The 19,782-nt window shown below is 63.0% G+C and carries 16 protein-coding genes and 1 riboswitch; of the genes, 8 read left to right on the forward strand and 8 right to left on the reverse strand.

All coding sequences use genetic code 11. The features are described 5' to 3' along the window. Window positions 1–175: 175 nt before the first annotated feature. Window positions 176–2,191 (reverse strand): excinuclease ABC subunit UvrB, encoded by a 2,016-nt coding sequence (gene uvrB, locus C4J91_RS18280; protein WP_124363613.1) that lies wholly within the window; start codon window positions 2,189–2,191, stop codon window positions 176–178. Window positions 2,192–2,532: 341 nt separating this feature from the next. Here uvrB and C4J91_RS18285 point away from each other — a divergent pair, with 341 nt between their 5' ends. Beyond that, on the forward strand, window positions 2,533–3,729 hold the full coding sequence (locus C4J91_RS18285) for an amino acid aminotransferase (protein ID WP_124363614.1): 1,197 nt from the start codon (window positions 2,533–2,535) through the stop codon (window positions 3,727–3,729). 101 nt (window positions 3,730–3,830) lie between these two features. After that, window positions 3,831–4,040 carry a hypothetical protein gene (locus tag C4J91_RS18290; protein WP_124363615.1) on the forward strand — a complete coding sequence of 70 codons (210 nt, stop codon included), beginning with the start codon at window positions 3,831–3,833 and terminating at the stop codon, window positions 4,038–4,040. Between the two features lie 169 nt (window positions 4,041–4,209). On the opposite strand, the gene C4J91_RS18295 is transcribed toward C4J91_RS18290, so the two are convergent. Further along, entirely contained in the window at window positions 4,210–5,082 is an 873-nt protein-coding gene (locus C4J91_RS18295; protein ID WP_124363616.1) for a LysR family transcriptional regulator, read from the reverse strand. A 105-nt stretch (window positions 5,083–5,187) separates the two neighbouring features. Between C4J91_RS18295 and C4J91_RS18300 the strand changes: the two genes are divergently transcribed. Further along, window positions 5,188–6,579, forward strand: coding sequence for an aldehyde dehydrogenase family protein (locus C4J91_RS18300; protein WP_124363617.1), 1,392 nt, complete (start codon window positions 5,188–5,190; stop codon window positions 6,577–6,579). Window positions 6,580–6,711: 132 nt separating this feature from the next. On the opposite strand, the gene C4J91_RS18305 is transcribed toward C4J91_RS18300, so the two are convergent. Both C4J91_RS18305 and C4J91_RS18310 read right to left on the reverse strand, forming a co-directional pair. Beyond that, the gene (locus tag C4J91_RS18305) at window positions 6,712–7,017 is read right to left on the reverse strand and encodes a protealysin inhibitor emfourin (protein ID WP_124363618.1); all 306 of its coding nucleotides are present in this window, start codon (window positions 7,015–7,017) and stop codon (window positions 6,712–6,714) included. Between the two features lie 28 nt (window positions 7,018–7,045). Next, window positions 7,046–8,107: a M4 family metallopeptidase gene (locus C4J91_RS18310; RefSeq protein ID WP_124363619.1), complete on the reverse strand. Its 1,062-nt coding sequence runs from the start codon at window positions 8,105–8,107 to the stop codon at window positions 7,046–7,048. Between the two features lie 134 nt (window positions 8,108–8,241). On the opposite strand from C4J91_RS18310, the gene C4J91_RS18315 reads away from it, so the two are divergent. The 4 genes from C4J91_RS18315 (at window position 8,242) to C4J91_RS18330 (ending at window position 12,290) form a co-directional block, all read left to right on the forward strand. Beyond that, a complete protein-coding gene (locus C4J91_RS18315; RefSeq protein WP_124363620.1) occupies window positions 8,242–9,171 on the forward strand; it encodes a DNA/RNA non-specific endonuclease in 930 nt (309 codons plus the stop codon). 37 nt (window positions 9,172–9,208) lie between these two features. Then, window positions 9,209–9,403, forward strand: a riboswitch (cobalamin riboswitch). Between the two features lie 114 nt (window positions 9,404–9,517). Further along, the gene (locus C4J91_RS18320; protein WP_124363621.1) at window positions 9,518–10,528 is read left to right on the forward strand and encodes an ABC transporter substrate-binding protein; all 1,011 of its coding nucleotides are present in this window, start codon (window positions 9,518–9,520) and stop codon (window positions 10,526–10,528) included. After that, window positions 10,525–11,529 carry an iron ABC transporter permease gene (locus tag C4J91_RS18325; RefSeq protein WP_124363622.1) on the forward strand — a complete coding sequence of 335 codons (1,005 nt, stop codon included), beginning with the start codon at window positions 10,525–10,527 and terminating at the stop codon, window positions 11,527–11,529. Before C4J91_RS18320 ends, C4J91_RS18325 begins: the two co-directional genes overlap by 4 nt. Further along, window positions 11,526–12,290 (forward strand): ABC transporter ATP-binding protein, encoded by a 765-nt coding sequence (locus tag C4J91_RS18330; protein ID WP_124363623.1) that lies wholly within the window; start codon window positions 11,526–11,528, stop codon window positions 12,288–12,290. Before C4J91_RS18325 ends, C4J91_RS18330 begins: the two co-directional genes overlap by 4 nt. Here the strand turns inward: C4J91_RS18330 and C4J91_RS18335 are convergent. From C4J91_RS18335 to C4J91_RS18345, 3 genes are all read right to left on the reverse strand, one after another. Further along, window positions 12,282–16,121 carry a response regulator gene (locus tag C4J91_RS18335; protein WP_256681695.1) on the reverse strand — a complete coding sequence of 1,280 codons (3,840 nt, stop codon included), beginning with the start codon at window positions 16,119–16,121 and terminating at the stop codon, window positions 12,282–12,284. The two genes, C4J91_RS18330 and C4J91_RS18335, sit on opposite strands and share 9 nt — an antisense overlap. 93 nt (window positions 16,122–16,214) lie before the next feature. Beyond that, the gene (locus C4J91_RS18340; RefSeq protein WP_124363625.1) at window positions 16,215–17,180 is read right to left on the reverse strand and encodes an alpha/beta hydrolase fold domain-containing protein; all 966 of its coding nucleotides are present in this window, start codon (window positions 17,178–17,180) and stop codon (window positions 16,215–16,217) included. Continuing rightward, window positions 17,180–17,620 carry a TspO/MBR family protein gene (locus tag C4J91_RS18345; RefSeq protein WP_124363626.1) on the reverse strand — a complete coding sequence of 147 codons (441 nt, stop codon included), beginning with the start codon at window positions 17,618–17,620 and terminating at the stop codon, window positions 17,180–17,182. Before C4J91_RS18345 ends, C4J91_RS18340 begins: the two co-directional genes overlap by 1 nt. Window positions 17,621–17,831: 211 nt before the next feature. On the opposite strand from C4J91_RS18345, the gene chrA reads away from it, so the two are divergent. Then, on the forward strand, window positions 17,832–19,031 hold the full coding sequence (chrA, locus tag C4J91_RS18350; RefSeq protein WP_124363627.1) for a chromate efflux transporter: 1,200 nt from the start codon (window positions 17,832–17,834) through the stop codon (window positions 19,029–19,031). On the opposite strand, the gene C4J91_RS18355 is transcribed toward chrA, so the two are convergent. Continuing rightward, the gene (locus C4J91_RS18355; RefSeq protein WP_124363628.1) at window positions 19,020–19,592 is read right to left on the reverse strand and encodes a nucleotidyltransferase family protein; all 573 of its coding nucleotides are present in this window, start codon (window positions 19,590–19,592) and stop codon (window positions 19,020–19,022) included. The genes chrA and C4J91_RS18355 overlap by 12 nt on opposite strands. Window positions 19,593–19,782: the final 190 nt, after the last annotated feature.

Raw genomic sequence — 19,782 nt, forward strand, 5'->3', positions numbered from 1 at the left:
CGAATGGGCGATATAACTGAAAATTGAAACAAGGGGCGAATGGTAACAGCCCAAAGCGCCTTATTGTAGGAGCGAGCTTGCTCGCGAAGAACGCAAGGACACCACGTTTAGCCAGAAGACCCCGCGTTATCGTTGACGATTTTCGCGAGCAAGCTCGCTCCTACAGTGAGTGGTTTTATACGGTGAGCAAGCGCTCGCGCAACTTGCCAATCTCATCCCGGGTCTGCGCCGCTGCCTCGAACTCAAGATCGCGCGCCAACTGGTACATCTTCTCTTCCAACTGGCGAATCCGCTTGGTGATCTCACTCGGCGAGCGCAGTTCGTTCTCGTACTTGGCGCTTTCTTCGGCGGCCTTGGCCATGCCCTTGCGCTTCTTGCTGCGCGAGCCGGGCACGGTGGCGCCTTCCATGATGTCGGCGACATCCTTGAATACGCCTTTGGGCGTAATGCCATGTTCCAGATTGAACGCGATCTGCTTCTCACGCCGGCGATCGGTCTCGCCAATCGCCCGCTCCATCGACCCGGTGATGCGGTCCGCATACAGGATCGCCCGGCCGTTGAGGTTACGCGCCGCACGGCCGATGGTCTGGATCAGCGAGCGTTCGGAGCGCAGGAAACCTTCCTTGTCCGCGTCCAGGATCGCCACCAGCGACACCTCCGGCATGTCCAGGCCTTCGCGCAGCAGGTTGATGCCCACCAGCACATCAAAGGTACCCAGGCGCAGGTCGCGAATGATTTCCACACGCTCCACGGTGTCGATGTCCGAGTGCAGGTAGCGCACGCGCACGCCGTGGTCGGCCAGGTAATCGGTCAAGTCTTCGGACATGCGCTTGGTCAACGTGGTGACCAGCACGCGCTCTTCCAGGGCCACGCGTTTGTTGATTTCCGACAGTAGGTCGTCAACCTGGGTCAGCGCCGGGCGGATTTCAATTTGCGGGTCTACCAGGCCAGTCGGTCGCACCAACTGCTCGATCACTCGGCCAGCATGTTCGGCCTCGTAGTTGCCAGGCGTGGCGGACACGAAGATAGTCTGCGGGCTGATGGCTTCCCATTCGTCAAAGCGCATCGGCCGGTTGTCCAGCGCCGACGGTAGACGGAAGCCGTATTCCACCAGGGTTTCCTTGCGCGATCGATCGCCCTTATACATCGCGCCCACTTGCGGCACGCTGACGTGGGATTCGTCGATCACCAGCAAGGCGTCCGGCGGCAGGTAATCATAGAGGGTCGGCGGCGGCGCACCGGACTCACGGCCCGACAGGTAGCGCGAGTAGTTTTCGATGCCGTTGCAGTAGCCCAGCTCCAGGATCATCTCCAGGTCGAAGCGGGTGCGCTGCTCCAGGCGCTGGGCCTCCACCAACTTGTTGTTGGCGCGCAGGTATTCCAGGCGCTCGGCCAACTCGACCTTGATGCCCTCGATGGCGCCCATCAGGGTTTCACGCGGGGTCACGTAGTGGCTTTTCGGATAGAAGGTAAAGCGCGGCAGTTTGCGGATCACTTCGCCGGTCAACGGGTCGAAGGCCGACAGGCTTTCGACTTCATCGTCGAACAGCTCGATGCGAATCGCTTCCAGGTCGGATTCTGCCGGGTAGATATCGATCACATCACCGCGTACGCGGAATGTGGCGCGGGCAAAGTCCATGTCATTGCGGGTGTATTGCAGGCTCGTCAGACGCCGCAGCAGTTCACGCTGGTCGAGTTTGTCGCCACGGTCGACGTGCAGCACCATTTTCAAATAGGTTTCCGGGCTGCCCAGGCCGTAAATGCACGACACCGTGGTGACGATGATCGCGTCCTTGCGTTCCAGCAGGGCTTTGGTCGCCGACAGCCGCATCTGCTCGATATGGTCGTTGATCGACGCATCCTTCTCGATAAACGTATCGGAGGACGGCACATACGCTTCCGGCTGATAGTAGTCGTAGTAGGAAACGAAATATTCGACCGCGTTGTTCGGAAAGAACGCCTTGAACTCACCATACAACTGCGCGGCGAGGGTCTTGTTCGGCGCCAGCACCAGGGTCGGGCGCTGCACCTGCGCGATCACATTGGCGATGCTGAAGGTCTTGCCTGAACCGGTCACCCCGAGCAACGTCTGATGCGCCAGGCCGGCCTCGATACCTTCGACCATCTGGCGAATGGCTTCCGGCTGATCGCCGGCGGGTTCAAAACGGGTGACGAGCTGGAAATCCGACATAACGTACCTCGTGTGGTCACCCCAGACTCAACACCGCCAGGGACGAAATAGCTCAGCAACCCGCGAATAGTCATCGCAGGCTGCAGGAAAAAACCATGATAGCCGTAGTAGTGGTGGCGAATGTGACCGGTTTCAAGGCAATCGTCCTGCCTTCGTCCGGATCAATATTGCAATAAGACTAACGGTCGGCAAATAAACCGAAAAACTTGGCCGAAAAGCCATTTCGGCTGTCGCCCTCAGCAGTGATGGCCTCTATACTAGCTCCCCGTTTGTGCACCGCTCTAGTGCAACCGGCTGGAGCGCGACACGTCCCTCCCTTCCCCCATAGAGCTGCCGCAAAAATGAGCCTGTTCTCCGCTGTCGAAATGGCACCACGCGATCCAATCCTGGGCCTCAACGAAGCATTCAACGCTGATACACGAACCACCAAGGTCAACCTTGGCGTGGGCGTTTACTGCGACGAGGAGGGGAAGATTCCACTCTTGCGTGCCGTTGCCGAAGCGGAAGCCATTCGTGTGGCGCAACACGCTGCCCGTGGCTACTTGCCGATCGACGGGATCGCCGCCTACGACAAGGCCGTGCAGACCCTGCTGTTCGGCGCTGAGTCGCCGCTGCTCGAAGCCAGCCGCGTGGTTACCGTGCAGGCCGTCGGCGGGACCGGCGCGCTGAAAATCGGCGCTGACTTCCTCAAGCAGCTGCTGCCCGACGCCGTCGTCGCCATCAGCGACCCGAGCTGGGAAAACCACCGCGCGCTGTTCGAAACCGCCGGTTTCCCGGTGCAGAACTACCGCTATTACGACGCCGCTACCCACGACGTCAACCGTGCCGGCCTGCTCGACGACCTCAACGCCCTGCCGCCGCAGTCCATCGTGGTGTTGCACGCCTGCTGCCACAACCCGACCGGCGTCGACCTGAGCCCGGCCGACTGGCAGAACGTGCTGGACGTGATCAAGGCCCGCAACCTGGTGCCGTTCCTCGACATGGCCTACCAGGGCTTTGGCGACGGCATCCACGAAGACGCCGCCGCCGTGCGCCTGTTCGCGGAATCGGGCCTGACCTTCTTTGTGTCCAGCTCGTTCTCCAAATCGTTCTCCCTGTACGGCGAACGCGTGGGCGCCTTGTCCATCGTCAGCGAATCCAAGGAAGAAAGCGCGCGCATCCTGTCCCAGGTCAAGCGTGTGATCCGTACCAACTACTCCAACCCGCCCACCCACGGCGCGGCGATCGTTGCAGCAGTACTGAACAACCCTGAGCTGCGCGCCCAGTGGGAAGCCGAACTTGCCGAAATGCGCCTGCGCATCCGCGGCATGCGCGAGCAGATGGTGGCCGAACTGGCCAAGGCGGCTCCCGGCCACGACTTCAGCTTCGTTGGCCGCCAACGCGGGATGTTTTCCTACTCCGGCCTGAGCGTCGAGCAAGTCACCCGCTTGCGCAGCGAGTTCGGCATCTATGCGCTGGATACCGGGCGTATCTGTGTGGCGGCGTTGAACCAGTCCAACATTGGTGCTGTGACCAACGCGATCGTTCAGGTGCTGTAAATCTGCCAGCGTTATACGAAGGGGGAAGCCAATGGCTTCCCCCTTTTTGCTGGCGAACCCACTAGACTGGACCCCAACTGCCCTTTTGCTGCGAGAACCCTATGAGAAACGACGACCTGGACCTGCGCGCCGACCGCGACGAACTGGACCACTTCACCCCACGCGCGCCCCAAGCCAAGCGTCAGAAAAGCCTGGTGCTGCAAGTGGCGCTGGGTGTGTTCCTCGGTGGCCTGGCGTTGTGGCTGGTGCAATTGGGCGCCACGGCGATTATGGCGAAGCTGGCCATGGGCACCTTCCAGTTCGGCGGCTGATGAAGGTCAAACTGTGGGAGGGGGCTTGCTCCCGATGTTGTAGGAGCGAGCTTGCTCGCGAAAAACTCACAGCCACCGCGTTTATCCAGGAATTACGCGTTATCGTTGACGTTTTTCGCGAGCAAGCTCGCTCCTACAAGATTAGGGCCTGCCCCCTCCCACATTGGATTCAGGCTGCTACTAACCTGCGTTCCTCCAGCAGTTTTACAAAGCTGTTCAAACTCTGCGACACCGTGCCCCTGCGCCAGATCAGCCAGGTGTTCAGCACGCGGTAGCTGTCGGCCAGCGGCCACACGCTCACCGCCGCAAACCCCGGCATGCTTTCCAGCATGCTGCGCGGCATCAGCGCCAGCCCTGCTCCGGCGCTGACGCACGCCAGCATGCCGTGGTAAGACTCGATCTCGAAGATCTTGCCCGGCACTGCGCCATCCTGGGAGAACCAACGCTCGAAGTGATGCCGGTAGGAGCAGTTCGAGCGGAAGGTATAGATATTCTCGCCATTCACCTCCCGCCCCCGCGTGATGGGTGCATGGTGCAGCGGTGCGATCACCACCATTTCTTCCTCGAACACCGCAACCCCCTCCAGAGTGGAGTGCAGCACCGGGCCATCGACAAAAGCCGCCGTCAGCCGCCCGGACAGCACGCCTTCGATCATCGTGCCCGACGGCCCTGTGCTCAGGTCCAGCTCGACCTTGGTGTGTTTCTGGTTATACGCCGCGAGCAACGCGGGAATACGCACCGCCGCCGTACTTTCCAGCGAACCAAGGGCAAACGCGCCCTGGGGTTCCTCCCCCGCCACCGTTGCGCGGGCTTCTTGCACCAGATCGAGAATACGCCGCGCATAGCCAAGGAAATTCCACCCGGCCGGAGACAGGCGCAGGCGGCTCTTCTCGCGGATGAACAACTCCACGCCCAGATCCTGCTCCAGTTGTTTGATGCGGGTGGTCAGGTTTGACGGTACCCGATGGATCAACTGCGCGGCGGCGCTGATGCTGCCTTGCTCGGCAACGGCCTTGAAGATTTCCAACTGCACCAGATCCAAATCATTCTCCAATCGTGAACGTATTGCTTAATATTATTCAGTTTCCAGAAAAGATACAGCCCCGTACGCTGGGCTCCATTCCAATCATCCCAGCAGGACGGTGCCATGAACGCTATTTCTCACCAGACCCACGCCTTGTCGATCAACCCGGCCAACGGCGAAACCGTTGCCAGCTACGCGTACGAAAGCCAATTGCAGTTGGACGCCGCGCTTAACCGTTCCACCGCGGCCTTCCGCACCTGGCGCCGCCAACCCGTCGGCCAGCGCGCCGAATTGCTGTTGGCACTGGCCAGCGCCCTGCGTGACCAGGCCGAAGCCATGGCACAGATGATCACCCTGGAAATGGGCAAACCGATTGCCCAGGCCCGCGCCGAAATCGAGAAGTGCGCCCAGCTCAGCGAGTGGTATGCGCAGCACGGCCCCGCCATGCTCGCACCGGAGCCAACCCTGGTCGACAACGGTACCGCCCACATCGAATACCGCCCGCTGGGCCCGATCCTCGCCGTGATGCCGTGGAACTTCCCGGTGTGGCAAGTACTGCGCGGCGCCGTACCGACCATGCTGGCCGGCAACACCTACGTGCTCAAGCATGCGCCGAACGTGATGGGCAGCGCTTACCTGATCCAGCAGGCGTTCCAAAAGGCCGGCTTCGCTGAAGGCCTGTTCGAGGTTATCAATGTCACGACCGAGGGCGTGTCCAGCGCCATCGCCGACCCACGCATTGCCGCCGTCACCCTCACCGGCAGCGTGCGCGCCGGTATCGCCATCGGCTCCCAGGCCGGTGCGGCATTGAAGAAATGCGTGCTGGAACTGGGCGGCTCCGACCCGTTCATCGTGCTCAACGACGCCGACCTCGACGCAGCCGTACAGGCCGCGCTGATCGGCCGTTTCCAGAACAGCGGCCAAGTCTGCGCCGCCGCCAAGCGCCTGATCATCGAAGAAGGCGTGGTCGACGCCTTTACCGCCAAGTTCCTCGAAGCCAGCCGCAACCTGGTGATGGGCGACCCGACCTCGGCGGCCACCTACATCGGCCCCATGGCGCGCTTCGATCTGCGCGATGAACTGCACGGCCAGGTCCAGGCCACCGTGGAAGAAGGCGCGACCCTGTTGCTCGGCGGCAACAAAGTGGACGGGGCCGGCAACTATTACGAGCCCACCGTACTGGCTGACGTCACCGACCAGATGACTTCGTTCAAACAGGAACTGTTCGGCCCCGTCGCGTCGATCATCACCGCACGCGACGCCGACCATGCAGTGGCACTGGCCAACGACAGCGAATTCGGCCTGACCGCGAGTATCTTCACCCGCGACTCGGCGAAGGCACGGGACATCGCCAACCAACTGGAAAGCGGTGGGATCTTCGTCAACGCGTTCAGCGTCTCCGACCCTCGGGTGGCCTTTGGTGGCGTGAAGAAAAGCGGGTTCGGGCGCGAACTGTCGCACTTTGGCGTGCGCGAGTTCTGTAATGCGCAGACGGTGTGGTTCGATCGTAAATAAGCCAGACAAAGCGTACCGCTTACTGTAGGAGCGAGCTTGTTCGCGAAGAACCTCAGAACACGCGTAGCCCCAGGTTTGCGCGTTATCGTTGACGTTTTTCGCGAGCAAGCTCGCTCCTACAGGGCGCCAGCTTCAACAGCGAATATGCCGTCGCACGCACTGCACCAACCCGTCCAGCGCCTGCGACTTTACCGGCGCCAATACGCACACCGTGTGTTCACGCTCACCTTCACTCACGGTGAGCGTGTAATGCACCTGCCCCGGGTTGTCGGAGGAGGGTTGGGTGCTTTGCGGCAACTGGAAAAACTCCGATTTCTCGATCAGTTGCCGCAATTCCAGCTGGTCCTGCTCGGGCAATTTGTCCAGCTCGACACTGCGCGGCTGGGCCAGGCCCGGAAAAAACGCCGGGCCGCCGTTTTCCTTGATCGAGATGCGCATGGCTGTTCCTCTCCGCCCTGGCGGATTGTCAGACGTTAATGCCCACTGCTTTCCAACCTTCCTTGACGGCCTTCTGCTCATCCTTGTTCGCGCCGTAGAGGCGCCCGGCCACATCGTAAGTGATACGTGCAAAACGCAGAAACCCTGAGTTCGGCCGCAACCGCGCGTCGCGCAACGCGTCGTACCAGATGCGCCCGGCACGCTCCCAGGCAAAGCCGCCGATCCGGGTGGCAACCTGATAGAACGCATGGTTGGGAATACCGGAATTGATATGCACGCCGCCGTTGTCGTCGTAGGTGTGCACAAAATCATCCATGTGCCCCGGCTGCGGGTCCTTGCCCAGCAACTTGTCGTCAAACGCGGTGCCGGGCGCCTTCATCGAGCGCAGGGCAGTGCCTTTAATTTTTTTAGTGAACAGCCCCTTGCCGATCAGCCAATCGGCGTCTTCGGCCTTTTGCTGCAGCGCATATTGCTTGATCAATGAGCCGAACACGTCCGACAGCGACTCGTTCAACGCACCGGACTGGTTGAAGTACATCAGTTTGGCTTCATCCTCGGTGACCCCGTGGGCCAATTCATGGCCGATCACATCGAGTGCCACGGTGAAGCGGTTGAACAGCTGCTGGTCGCCATCGCCAAAGACCATCTGGGTCGAATTCCAGAACGCATTGTTGTAGTCCTGGCCGAAGTGCACGGTGGCATCCAGCGCCATGCCGGCATCGTCGATGGAATTGCGGTCAAAGACCTGGTCGAAAAAGTCGAAGGTCGCGCCCAGGCCGTCATAGGCCTCGTCCACCGCCGCATCACCGCTGGCGGGTTGCCCTTCGCTGCGGATCAGCTTGCCTGGCAGGCTGTCGGTGTTGTCGGCGCTGTAGATCGAGCGCTGTTTCTCGGCACCTGCCACCAGCGCCATGCGCGCCGGGCCTCTGGCGGGCACGGCGACCATGCGCAACGAGCGAAACGTGCTGTCCTTGGCGCGCGTACGCAGCGCCACTTCGCGTTGGGCTTTATCGCCGTGGCGTGCAATCTGGTCGAGCATGTACGGCGGGATCAGGCAGAAAATCGGGTTGCGCGATTGGCGAACACACATAAGCTGGCTCCTTTTTGGCGTGTGGTGAACGGCCGTTTAACGACTTCAGGATAGACCGGAGTCTGCCGCCTGGGCCAAATTGTCATGAAATCATGTTGCAGTCGTGTTTATCCGATCCGCATAAGGAATACCCCATGCCCGCACGCAACGTCAAAATCGACCTGGCCTACCGCCCAAGGCTCGCCGACCTTCGCCCTTTGATCACGCCTACGCCCTCCCTGCTGGAAGCCAGGGCCGCAGCGCCACGCGTCACTGCGGCCAAGGACCTGCAAGACCGGCGCGGCTACGCCGAGGATTTTCTCGGCAGCTTCGCGGTGCCCTGGCCCACGCTGGACCCGGCCCAGGCAAGCGACGCCCAGCCCGGGCGCCTGGACTACATGCACTTTTCCATCAGCATGTCGCGTTCCCGACGGCTGGCGCTGTATGTCGGTGTCAACATCGACGGCGCCAAGCACGTGGATATCGTGCGCAGCAACGACACCTGGGCCTACGATGGCCGCCTGCCGATCGACGCCCAGGTGGGCGAAGACCTCTACGCCGGCAACGGCCTTGACCGTGGCCACCTGGTGCGGCGCCAGGACCCCAACTGGGGCGCCGACGCAAACACCGCCAACGGCGACACCTTCCATTTCACCAACTGCTCGCCGCAGATGAGCGGCTTCAACCAGAAAACCTGGCTGGAACTGGAGGACTACATTCTCGACAACACCCAGCGCTGGAAAGCCCGCGCCACAGTGTTTACCGGCCCGGTGTTCGCCGATGACGACCGCCTGTACCGGGGCGTGAAAATCCCCAAGGCGTTCTGGAAAGTCGTGGCCTACCTTAGTGACGACGGCAAGCCTTCCGCCAGCGCCTATATGATCGACCAGAGCCGCGAGCTGGGCCAATTGGACCTGGTATTCGGCCCGCTCAGAACCTACCAGCGCAGTGTGATCCAGATCGAGCAATTGACCGGCATCCGCTTCGGCAACCTGGCCGACTACGACGGTTTCAGCAACGAAGAGCGCGCCACGGGAACGCGGATCGAAGCGCTGATCCGGGGCCCTGGGGACATTCGCCTGTAACCGGCGTCACTTCCACCTCCCTCTCGTGGGCCGAATCAACTACCATAGCGCCGCCGGTTCCCCCACGGGACTAATAGGGAATTCGAAACGCCGCCCGCGACGTCAATCGAAACTGCCCCCGCAACTGTAGGTGCCGAGCCTGCTCCCCACTGCCACTGGACGTTGTCCGGGAAGGCCGGAGCCGGGCGATGACGCATCAGTCAGGAGACCTGCCGGCCCAGTGACTCACTAACCGGCGGGGTGTCCGGGGAGGCCATCCTTGCCCTGCCCGGCCGGCAGCGTTCGTGGGTGTATTTCCGTACCGTACCTGCCCTGCTTCACCGACGGTTCAAACGGAGATTGCCCCATGCTGCCACGCGTTACGGCCCTGATCATCGGCCTGGGTTGCTGTGCCCTGGCCCACGCCGCGCCTACCCACTACCCGCTGACCCTGGAAAACTGCGGCAGCCCCGTCACTTTCCAGCAGGCGCCCGCGCGCAGCGTGACCATCGGCCAGGCCGCCACCGAGATGCTGTATGCGTTGGGCGTGGGCGATAAAGTGGTCGGCACCTCGCTGTGGTTCAACACCGTATTGGCGCAGTACAAGGCGCAGGACGCGCGCATCGAGCGCCTGGCCAATAACGAACCGAGCTTCGAAGCAGTGATCGCCAAGCGCCCGCAACTGGTGGCCGCCGAGCTGGAATGGGTGGTCGGGCCCCAAGGCGTCGTGGGCACCCGCGAGCAGTTTCAGGAACTGAACATCCCGACCTACTTGCTGCCCTCCGACTGCGAAGACAAAGACAACCGGGTGGGCGCCGATGGCACGCGACTGCGGCCGTTTCGCATCGAGACGATCTACAAGGGCCTCAGCCAATTGGCCGAGATCTTCGACGTACAGCCGCGCGGCCAGCAACTGACCGATGAACTCAAGGCGCGCCTGGCCACGTCCATCGCCACGGTGCAGCGCAAAGGCTTGAAGCAAGCCAGCGCGCTGGTGTGGTTCTCCAGCGCCGAAATGGCCAGCGACCCCTACGTGGCCGGCCATAAAGGTGTACCCGAATTCATGCTGCACACCCTCGGCCTGCGCAACGTGGTGCAGTCCGATGAAGAATGGCCCGCCGTCGGCTGGGAAACCCTCGCCAAGGCCAACCCCACCTTCCTGGTGATCGCGCGCATGGACCGGCGCCGCTATCCCGCCGACGACCATGAAAAGAAGCTGGCCTTTCTGCGCAGCGACCCCGTGACCCGCAACATGGACGCAGTCAAACACAACCGCATCATCATCCTCGACGCCCTGGCGCTGCAGGCTAGCCTGCGCACATTCGACGGCCTTGACCAACTGGCTGCGGCCATCGACGGCTACGACCTGGCGCAATGATACGGACCCTGCTCGCCCTCACACTGCTGCTGATCGCCCTGCTCGCCGGCGTGGCCATCGGCGAAACCGCCATCTCGCCACAGGTGGTGCTCCAGGTGCTCGCCAACAAACTCTGGGCGGCCGGCTACGCACTCGACCCCATCGATGAAGGCGTGGTGTGGAACTACCGCCTGACCCGCGCCCTGGTGGCCGGCGCCTGCGGTGCGGGCCTGGCGACGTGCGGGGTGATCCTGCAATCGTTGCTGCGCAACCCGTTGGCCGATCCGTACCTGTTGGGCATCAGCGCCGGGGCTTCGACCGGCGCGGTGCTGATCGCGTTGATCGGGGTGGGCGGCGGATTGGTTTCGTTGTCGGCGGGGGCATTTGTCGGCGCCATGGCCGCGTTCGCGCTGGTGATTCTGCTGGCGCGGGCCAGCGGCTCGTCCAGCGGCACCGGGCAGATCATCCTCGCCGGCATCGCCGGCTCGCAGCTGTTCAATGCGCTCACCGCGTTCCTGATCACCAAATCCGCCAGCTCCGAACAGGCGCGGGGCATCATGTTCTGGCTGTTGGGCAACCTCAGCGGCGTGCGTTGGCCGTCGGTGTGGCTGGCGGTGCCGGTAGCGGTCGTGGGGCTGGTGGTGTGCCTATGGCACCGTCGCGCACTGGATGCGTTTACCTTCGGCACGGATTCGGCGGCCGCCCTCGGCATCCCGGTGCGCCGCGTGCAATTCGTGCTGGTGGGCTGCGCGGCGGTGGTGACGGCGGTGATGGTGTCGATTGTCGGCTCCATCGGATTTGTCGGGCTGGTGATCCCCCATGCCATGCGCTTGATGCTGGGTACCGGGCACTCCCGTCTGCTGCCCGCCAGCGCCCTGGGCGGCGCGTTGTTCCTGATCGCCGCCGATGTGCTGTCGCGCACCCTGATCAAAGGCCAGGTGATTCCGGTGGGGGTGGTCACTGCGCTGGTCGGCGCTCCGGTGTTTGCGCTTATCCTGATCGGTCGGAGGAATGCGCGATGAGTGTGTTGAGCTGCAGTGGGCTCGGCTTCAAGGTGCGCGAGGCCGAGTTGCTGTGCGACGTCCACCTTGAGGTTGCGGCGGGTGAAACCCTGGGTATCGTCGGGCCGAACGGGTCGGGCAAATCGACCCTGCTCAAGTTGCTCGCGGGGTTGCGTACGCCGGCCAGCGGTGAGGTGCGCCTGGGCGACAAGCGTTTAGTCGACTTGTCGCGCCGCGCCATCGCGCAGCACGTGGCCGTGGTGGAACAACAGGCCGATACCGACGACGCCATCCGCGTGTTCGATGCGGTCGCCCTGGGCCGCACGCCGTGGCTGTCCGCACTGAGCCCCTGGTCGAACGAAGATGACACCATCGTGCGCCAGGCCTTGCACGACGTGGACGCCACACACCTGAGCCATCGCGCCTGGCGCAGCCTCTCCGGCGGCGAACGCCAACGCGTGCATATCGCCCGCGCACTGGCGCAACGCCCGCAGATTCTGCTGCTGGACGAGCCAACCAACCACTTGGACATCCAGCACCAACTGACGATTCTCAAAGGCGTGCAGGCGCTTCCCGTCACCACCTTGATTGCCCTGCACGACCTCAACCAGGCACTGACCTGTGATCGCCTGGCCGTGCTCGACCATGGGCGGCTGGTGGCGCTGGGTAAACCGCTGGAGGTACTGACCCCGCAACGGTTGCAGGCCACCTTCGGTGTGCAGGCGCATTACCTGACCGACCCGTTCGACGGCGCGCAGATTCTACGCTTGCGCTCAGCCTGAGCCCGCTGATGTCGAACAGGCCCTGCGCAGAATCAGCAACAGTTGGTGAATGGAATACGGCTTGTGCAGCAGGTCGAAACCGTGGGTGCCTTGCTGCGCCAGCACATGGCTGTAGCCACTGGTGAGCACGATGGGCAAGGCGGGCCACAGCCGTTGGATTTCCTTGGCCAGCTCGAGCCCGTTCATGCCGGGCATCATCACATCGGAAAACACCACGTCGAACGCGTCGGCTTCATAGGACAACAACTTGAGGGCCTGCTCGGCATTCGTCGCCCAGGTCGCCTGAAAGCCAAGTTCCTCCAGGGCCTGGGTGGCAAAGGTGCCCACTTCGACGTTGTCTTCCACCACCAGCACATGGGTGCCACGGCCCTCGGTCATCGGCGCCGCCTCAAGCTCCACCTCGGGTTCCCGCGGCCGCGCAATGACTTTGGGCAGGTACAACGTAAACGTCGAACCTCGACCGAATTCGGTGCTGACCCGCACTTCGCCGCCCGATTGTTTGGCAAAGCCGAACACCTGGCTAAGGCCAAGCCCGGTGCCCTGCCCGACGTTCTTGGTGGTGAAAAACGGCTCGAATATGCGCTCCAGATGCTCAGGGCGTATGCCGCTGCCGGTGTCGCTCACCGCGATCGCCACAAACGCCCCCGGCACCGCAGGCTGGCCGCGCAGGGCCGGGAGAGTGTCGACGGAGGCTACCGCGACGGTCAGGGTACCCACGCCCTTCATCGCATCACGGGCATTGACCACCACGTTGACCAGCGCCGAGTCGAACTGGCTGGAGTCGGCATAGACAAAACAATCGTAGGGCGCAAGCTCAGTGATGACGCGGATATGGGCACCACACAGCGATTCGATCATTTCCACCAGCGAGGTCACGCTGTGGCTGACGTCGAACGCCTGCGGCTTCAATGCCTGGCGACGGGCGAACGCGAGTAACTGCCCGGTGAGACGCGCCGCTCGGTTGACCGTGTCGGAAATCGCCGCCAGGTAACGGCTGCGCCGCGCTTCGGGCAGTTCCGGACGCTCCAGCAGGTCGAGCGAAGAGCGAATCACCGTCAGCAGGTTATTGAAGTCATGGGCCACGCCGCCGGTGAGTTGGCCCAGGGCTTCGAGTTTTTGCGCCTGGCGCAGTTGTTCTTCGGCCTTGCTGCGCTCTTCCATGGCCTCGGTGATGCGCTGTTCGAGGGTTTCATTGAGCGCCTGCATGCCCAGCTCGACCCGTTTCTGGTCGGTGATGTCCTGCACCAGGCCGAACATTTTCAGGGTGCGCCCGTGGGCGTCGAGTTGCGGCATGCTGCGCACCAGGATCCAGCGCACCTGCTGGTCATCTACGCGGCGGATGCGGCACTGGAAATCCCAACTGCTGCCCTGGGCCACCGCGCGCGTGAACGCCGCCTCGACCGCGTCGCGGTCTGCGGGCAGCACATGTTCCAGGAACGTCTGCATGCCCCATTGCGGTACCCGTTCGTGGTAACCAAAAATCTGGTCATGCCGCTCGGCGCGCACCGAACTGTCGGTGACGATATCCAGCTCCCATTCGCCGATCTGCCCGGCGTCGATCGCCAGGCGCAGCCGCGCTTCGCTTTCACGCAATGTCGCCACGCGGCGGTTGCGGGCGCGCTCCAGATGCGAGGTGACACGGGAGACCAGCTCGCGCGCCGAAAACGGTTTGATCAGGTAGTCATCGGCGCCGGCGGCCAGGCCCTCGGCGCGGGCTTCTTCACCCGCACGGGCCGACAGCAGAATCACCGGCGTCGCCTGCAAGCGCGGGTCTTCACGCACGGCGCGCAATAGGCCAAAGCCATCGAGGACCGGCATCATCACGTCGGTAAGGATCAGTTGCGGCGGGTTTTCGCGGGCCGCCTGCAGCGCGGCCTGCCCATCGGTCACGGTTTCCACGTCCAGGCCGGCGGCGTACAGCAAGCGCGCGACGTAAGCGCGCATATCGGCATTATCGTCCGCCAGCAGCACGTGGCCCTGGAAGGACTCGGCCTCAGGCTCAGGGTGTGTCTGGGCCTCGTCAACCAGCGCTGACGCATCCGGCAACCAGCCAAGCGCCTCCTCCACGTAGGCACTCACATTGGTGGTAGAACCGTACTGCAACGCCTCGGTGTGCAGCGGCTTGGGGACATGCCGGTTGCCCAGCGGCAGCCGGATGCTGAACGTCGTGCCTACCCCTAGCTCACTGGTCACTTCCAGCGTGCCGCCTTGCAGCCTGACCAATTCATCCACCAGCGCCAGGCCGATCCCCGAGCCTTCGAACGAGCGGCCGACGGGGTTTTCGATCTGGTGGAAGCGCTCGAACAAACGCGGCAGCTCATGGGCCGCGATGCCGGTGCCAGTGTCACTCACGCGCACCTGGGCAGCGCTGCCATCGGCGGTGGGCGCAACGCTGACGCGGATGTGCCCGGCCAGGGTGAATTTGAAGGCGTTGGAGATCAGGTTAAGCACCACCTTTTCCCACATGTCGCGGTCGACGTAGGCCGCCTCGGGCAAAGGTGTGGTGTCGATGAGCAACGCCAGGCCGGCGCGCTCGCAGGCCGATCGGAAGTTGGAGGCCAGGTCAGCGGTGAGTGCCGGCAAGTCCACCGGCGCATAGGTCGCCTGGGCGCGGCCGGCCTCGATACGGGAAAACTCCAGAAGCGAGTTGACCAGTTTGAGCAGGCGCTGGCCGTTGCGATAAGCCAGCGTGACACGCTCACGCTCATCCTCGGGCAGCGTATCGCCCAAGGCCAGCGACTCTTCCAGCGGCCCGAGCATCAAGGTCAGGGGCGTGCGAAATTCATGGCTTATGTTGGTGAAAAAGGTGGTCTTGGCCTGGTCGATAGCCGCCAGGGCATCGGCACGCTGGCGCTCATACTCGCGCGCGCGCACGGTGGCCAGTGCCGCCGAGAGCGCTGCCCCCAGCAGTTCGTAGAGCCCTCGGTAAATGTCGTTCATCGGCAAGCGGGGTGACGCACCGGCCACCAGAATCAACGGGGCCTGCGTGTCGTCCGGCACCACCAGCGGCAACACAAAGGCGGTCTGGGACGGCTCCGGGTAGGGCCCGCAAGCCACGCCGGCAAACAGCGCCTCGATGTTGTCCACCTGCAGCGTGCGCTTTTGCTCGCACGCGGCGCCCAACGGCCAGGGCGTGGTGTCGGCCGCGTCGATCCAGGCCGGTGATGCGGCAGTGTCGGCGGCGATACCGCTGTGTTGTGCCAGGCGGTAACCCTTGCCTTGGGCGTCCCACTCATAAAACAGCAGGAACGGAATATCAAAGTTGAACCCCGCCAGCGTCTGCACCGTCAACGCGATCAGTTTGGGCAAGTCATCGGCAACTGCCAACTGCCCGGTCAGATCGCGCAACGCACGGGTGCGCCGCTCGGCGAGGATGGTCACCGTGGTTTCCGTCACCGGGTGAAACAGTCCGCCGATGCCACCGGTTTCATCACGAATAGGCGAAATGGAAAAGGTGAAAAAGGTCTCTTCCAGGTAACCATTGCGCGTGAGGAACATGCGCTGGTTTTCCAGAAAACTGGTTTGTCCCTCCAGCGCCTCGGTGAAGGGCCCGCCAATGGCCGGCCACGCACTGGCCCAGGTCACGTGGTAGCCCTCGCCCAAGGCGCGTGGATGCGACTCGCCGCACAGCACCTTGTAGCCGTCGTTATAGATCTGGGTGTTCTCGGGGCCCCAGATGATATTGATCGGGAAATTAGACGCCAGGCACAGGCTGACGGTGGTGCGCAGGCTCTGTGGCCAGGATTCGATCGGCCCTAACGGGGTTGCCGACCAATCTTTGGACTGGATCAGGGAGGCCAGTTCGCCACCGCCCGACAAGAAGGAATGCATAATCACGGGTTTGGACCACCAACAGATTTAGGCGATTGCAAAGGCATGTATCTGTCACTGTGACCACCGCCGAATGAAAACCTCCCATTGAACTCATTCAGCGCCAGGGTCGACGGCGTCGCAGGGCGCCGAGAGTTGCGGGGTGTGCAGACGCGCCGTTATCCAGCCCCGGCTGTATACCAAAACGCTGTCCGCCATCGCCACGGGAAAATGAATGAACCCATGGGCCGACTCCGGCAACAGATGCGCCTCCACCTGACTCCAGCGTTCGGCGATCAGCAGCGTGTCGTCCTTGAGCGGGTCCAGTTCGCCCACGAACATCAACGCTGGCGGCATGCCGGCGAAGTCGCCATACAAGGGTGACAACGGCGGCTGTCGACGCTCGTCGTCGCTGATCCCCGGCGTGAGCAAGCGCAGCGCCGTGACCATTCCCGGCCCATCGAGCAACAGCGTTTGCGGCCCGGCGTTGCGCACGCTCGGCGTGCCGGTCAAGTCATACACCCCGTAGTACAACACCGCGCCATGGACACGTTGGAGCAACAGCGGCCATTGCTTCAACGCCAGCAATGTGGCCGCCGCCAGATGCCCGCCGGCTGATTCGCCGACAAAAAACACCGGCAGGCCGGCAAACTCCGCGCAGTCCGCCAACAGCCAGCGCGCAGCGGCCAGGCAGTCTTCCAGCAACCCTTCCACCGGCGTGTTAACCGCCAGCCGATAGTCCACCGACACCACCGCCACGTCGCACGCGCGCACCATGCCGAGGTTGAGGTCGTCATTCATCTGCGCATTGCCAATCACCCAGCCGCCGCCGTGGATATCCAGCACCACGCCTTTGGGCGCACCGGCGGGCCGCAGGATACGCACGGGCACGGCGCCGATGAGCCGGATTTCCACCACAGGCGGTTTCTGGAACCTTTGCCGGGTGCGCAACAGCGCCTGGATCACACGCGGCGTGACGCGGTTGCGGATCTTGAAGCGCGGCAACCACGCAAGCGTGCGATTGAAGCGGCGCATCTGGGCCAGTTCGGGCTCGCTGGCGGGCCAGTGTTGGTAAGCCATCAACGGTTATTCCGCAGGATCGAGAAGTTCAACGCCGCCGCTACGCACAGCCAGGCCAGGTAGGGAAACAGGATCAGGCCGGTAATCAGGTCCAGACGCACTGCCAGCACCACCATCGCCGCCACGGTCAGCCACAACAGCACAATGATCACCATCCCGGCGAGCAAGCGATGCGCGCCGAAGAACACCGGCGTCCACAGCGTATTCAATGCAATCTGCGCGGCCCACAGCGCCAACACCATCTCGCTGCCCGGGATCAGGCTCAAGCGGTAACCGGCCCAGGCCAGCAACAGGTAGATAATTGTCCACGCCACTGGGAACAACCAGTTGGGCGGGGTGAAGCTGGGCTTGACCAGGGATTCGTACCAGGCGCCGGGTTTGAAAATCACACCGGTACTGGCGGCGGCAGCGCAAGCGAGCAGGAAGATGAAGAAGGTCATGGTCGGTCCTTGAGGTTAAAGGGTTGGAAGGCAAGGCTATGCTTTAAGTGACTCAGCTTTAAATGACTCAAATCGGCGCCGATAAATTCAATGTGCACGGCAAAAATGACAGGCAGGCCGTCTCTTCTGCGCGTCATGAAAAATCGGTAAAGTGCCCCACCAGCCCACATCGATTTGCCGGGTTCTTCACACGCCACCCGAGAGCCTCACCTTGCCCGCACCCCTTGCCGATCACCGCAGCAGCCTTGGGTCAGTGTTCCTGATCTTCCTGCGCCTGGGCCTGACCTCCTTCGGCGGGCCGATTGCGCACCTGGGCTATTTCCGCGAGGAATTCGTCACCCGCAGGCGCTGGCTCAGCGAACACAGCTATGCCGAACTGGTCGCCCTGTGCCAGTTCCTGCCCGGCCCGGCCAGCAGCCAGGTCGGCATCGCGTTGGGCCTGTCACGCGCAGGTTACGCGGGTGCCGCGGCGGCCTGGGCCGGGTTCACCTTGCCGTCGGCCATCGCGCTGATCCTGTTTGCCCTGGGCCTGTCTCACTATGGCAGCGCCCTGCCCGCCGGCGCGCTGCATGGCCTCAAGGTCGTCGCCGTGGCGGTGGTGGCCCAAGCTGTGTGGGGCATGGCGCGCACCCTGTGTCGGGGCTGGGCGCGGATAATATTGATGCTGGGCGCCGCCGGTTGGGTACTGCTGCAATCGTCTGCCTGGAGCCCGGTGGCAGTGATCGTCGTGGCTGGGGTGGTCGGCCTGCTGCTGTTCAAGCCCGCGCCCCGTGCCGAGCCAGACGCATTGCCCATAGCCATCAGCCGCCGTGCCGCAACGCTGTGGCTGGCGCTGTTCCTGCTGTTGCTGGTGGGCTTGCCGCTCCTCGCCGACTGGGTGAGCGATCCCACGCTGGCGCTGGTGGACGCGTTCTACCGCACCGGCTCACTGGTGTTTGGCGGCGGCCATGTGGTGTTGCCGTTGCTGCAAGCCCAGGTGGTGCCCAGCCAATGGGTGAGCAACGACGTTTTCCTCGCCGGCTACGGCGCCGCCCAAGCCGTGCCCGGCCCGCTGTTCACCTTCGCGGCCTTTCTCGGCGCCTCGATGACCCACGCCCCTACCGGCTGGCTGGGCGGCCTGATCGGCTTGCTGGCGATCTTCGCGCCGTCATTTTTGCTGATCTTCGGCGCGCTGCCCTTCTGGGCCAGCCTGCGCCACAGCCCGCGCACCCAGGCCGCGCTGGCCGGCGTGAACGCGGCCGTGGTGGGCCTGTTACTGGCAGCGTTGTACCAGCCCGTATGGACCAGCGCGATCTTCAGCGTGTACGACCTGGCCCTGGCATTGCTCGCCTTGGCGGCACTGATGCTGATGAAGTTGCCGCCGTGGCTGGTAGTGATCGGGTGCAGCGTGCTCGGCGGGTTATTCGGCTGACCCCGGTGGCACAATCCTGAGCCAAGGCCACCGTTCCTGATAACTCCTGGCCTTGTGCAAAAACAGTTCGGGCTCGGCATGCAGCGGGTTAATGCGCAGCACGCCCTGCTCCACATCCGCCAAGCCATACGGCGCATACACCTCGCCCGTGGCAATGTCCAAGGCAATGCACGTACCCGCCACCAGGTAACGGTCCACCCCTTGCCTGGCCGAATGCAACTGAGGGTACGGCCGGCCAAACCGCTGCCCATACCACAGATGAACCCGCGCCTGATTCTTCACCTCCACGTTAACGCCCAGGTCCAGGAACAACGACTCGGCCCTGCGGATCACCACATCCTCAGCCTCGTAGGACACATCCTGGTCGAAGTAGAAAACGTCATAGTCCTTCACCCCCGCATCAACCGGCCGACTCGCCTGATGATTCCACACCGCCTGGAACAGACAGCCCGCCGTGAGCATGCACTGCTCCACCCCGAGCGACGGCAAGCGCGCGGTGATTTCAGCGTTGACGGGGTTGGCCATGGCCAGTTTGAGCAAGGTGTCGACGGTCAATGTCATGGGGTCCCTGGGTGGTCAATTCGGTGTGCAGTGACTCTACAACAGCGTGGTGAAGGATTTGATGAGGCGCTGAATATTCTTGTGGGTTCAAAGGGGTACAGCGTTCGCTACCGTGCGGCACCTTGCTCCATTGCCTACGCTTGCGTCAGAATCCGCCGGCTTGTGCGCTGGGATGGCCGTATTTAAGGTG

Origin of the sequence: Pseudomonas sp. R3-52-08 (assembly GCF_003851745.1) — a bacterium.
GTDB lineage: Bacteria > Pseudomonadota > Gammaproteobacteria > Pseudomonadales > Pseudomonadaceae > Aquipseudomonas.

Excerpts from the sequence above, each read along its gene's own strand:
- C4J91_RS18310 (WP_124363619.1), bottom strand. The coding sequence starts at position 8,107 with ATGTGTGTTCGCCAATCGCGCAACCCGATTTTCTGCCTGATCCCGCCG.
- C4J91_RS18290 (WP_124363615.1), top strand. The coding sequence starts at position 3,831 with ATGAGAAACGACGACCTGGACCTGCGCGCCGACCGCGACGAACTGGAC.
- C4J91_RS18340 (WP_124363625.1), bottom strand. The coding sequence starts at position 17,180 with ATGGCTTACCAACACTGGCCCGCCAGCGAGCCCGAACTGGCCCAGATG.
- C4J91_RS18300 (WP_124363617.1), top strand. The coding sequence starts at position 5,188 with ATGAACGCTATTTCTCACCAGACCCACGCCTTGTCGATCAACCCGGCC.
- C4J91_RS18345 (WP_124363626.1), bottom strand. The coding sequence starts at position 17,620 with ATGACCTTCTTCATCTTCCTGCTCGCTTGCGCTGCCGCCGCCAGTACC.
- C4J91_RS18305 (WP_124363618.1), bottom strand. The coding sequence starts at position 7,017 with ATGCGCATCTCGATCAAGGAAAACGGCGGCCCGGCGTTTTTTCCGGGC.
- C4J91_RS18315 (WP_124363620.1), top strand. The coding sequence starts at position 8,242 with ATGCCCGCACGCAACGTCAAAATCGACCTGGCCTACCGCCCAAGGCTC.
- C4J91_RS18335 (WP_256681695.1), bottom strand. The coding sequence starts at position 16,121 with ATGCATTCCTTCTTGTCGGGCGGTGGCGAACTGGCCTCCCTGATCCAG.
- C4J91_RS18330 (WP_124363623.1), top strand. The coding sequence starts at position 11,526 with ATGAGTGTGTTGAGCTGCAGTGGGCTCGGCTTCAAGGTGCGCGAGGCC.
- C4J91_RS18355 (WP_124363628.1), bottom strand. The coding sequence starts at position 19,592 with ATGACATTGACCGTCGACACCTTGCTCAAACTGGCCATGGCCAACCCC.
- C4J91_RS18320 (WP_124363621.1), top strand. The coding sequence starts at position 9,518 with ATGCTGCCACGCGTTACGGCCCTGATCATCGGCCTGGGTTGCTGTGCC.
- C4J91_RS18285 (WP_124363614.1), top strand. The coding sequence starts at position 2,533 with ATGAGCCTGTTCTCCGCTGTCGAAATGGCACCACGCGATCCAATCCTG.
- C4J91_RS18325 (WP_124363622.1), top strand. The coding sequence starts at position 10,525 with ATGATACGGACCCTGCTCGCCCTCACACTGCTGCTGATCGCCCTGCTC.
- uvrB (WP_124363613.1), bottom strand. The coding sequence starts at position 2,191 with ATGTCGGATTTCCAGCTCGTCACCCGTTTTGAACCCGCCGGCGATCAG.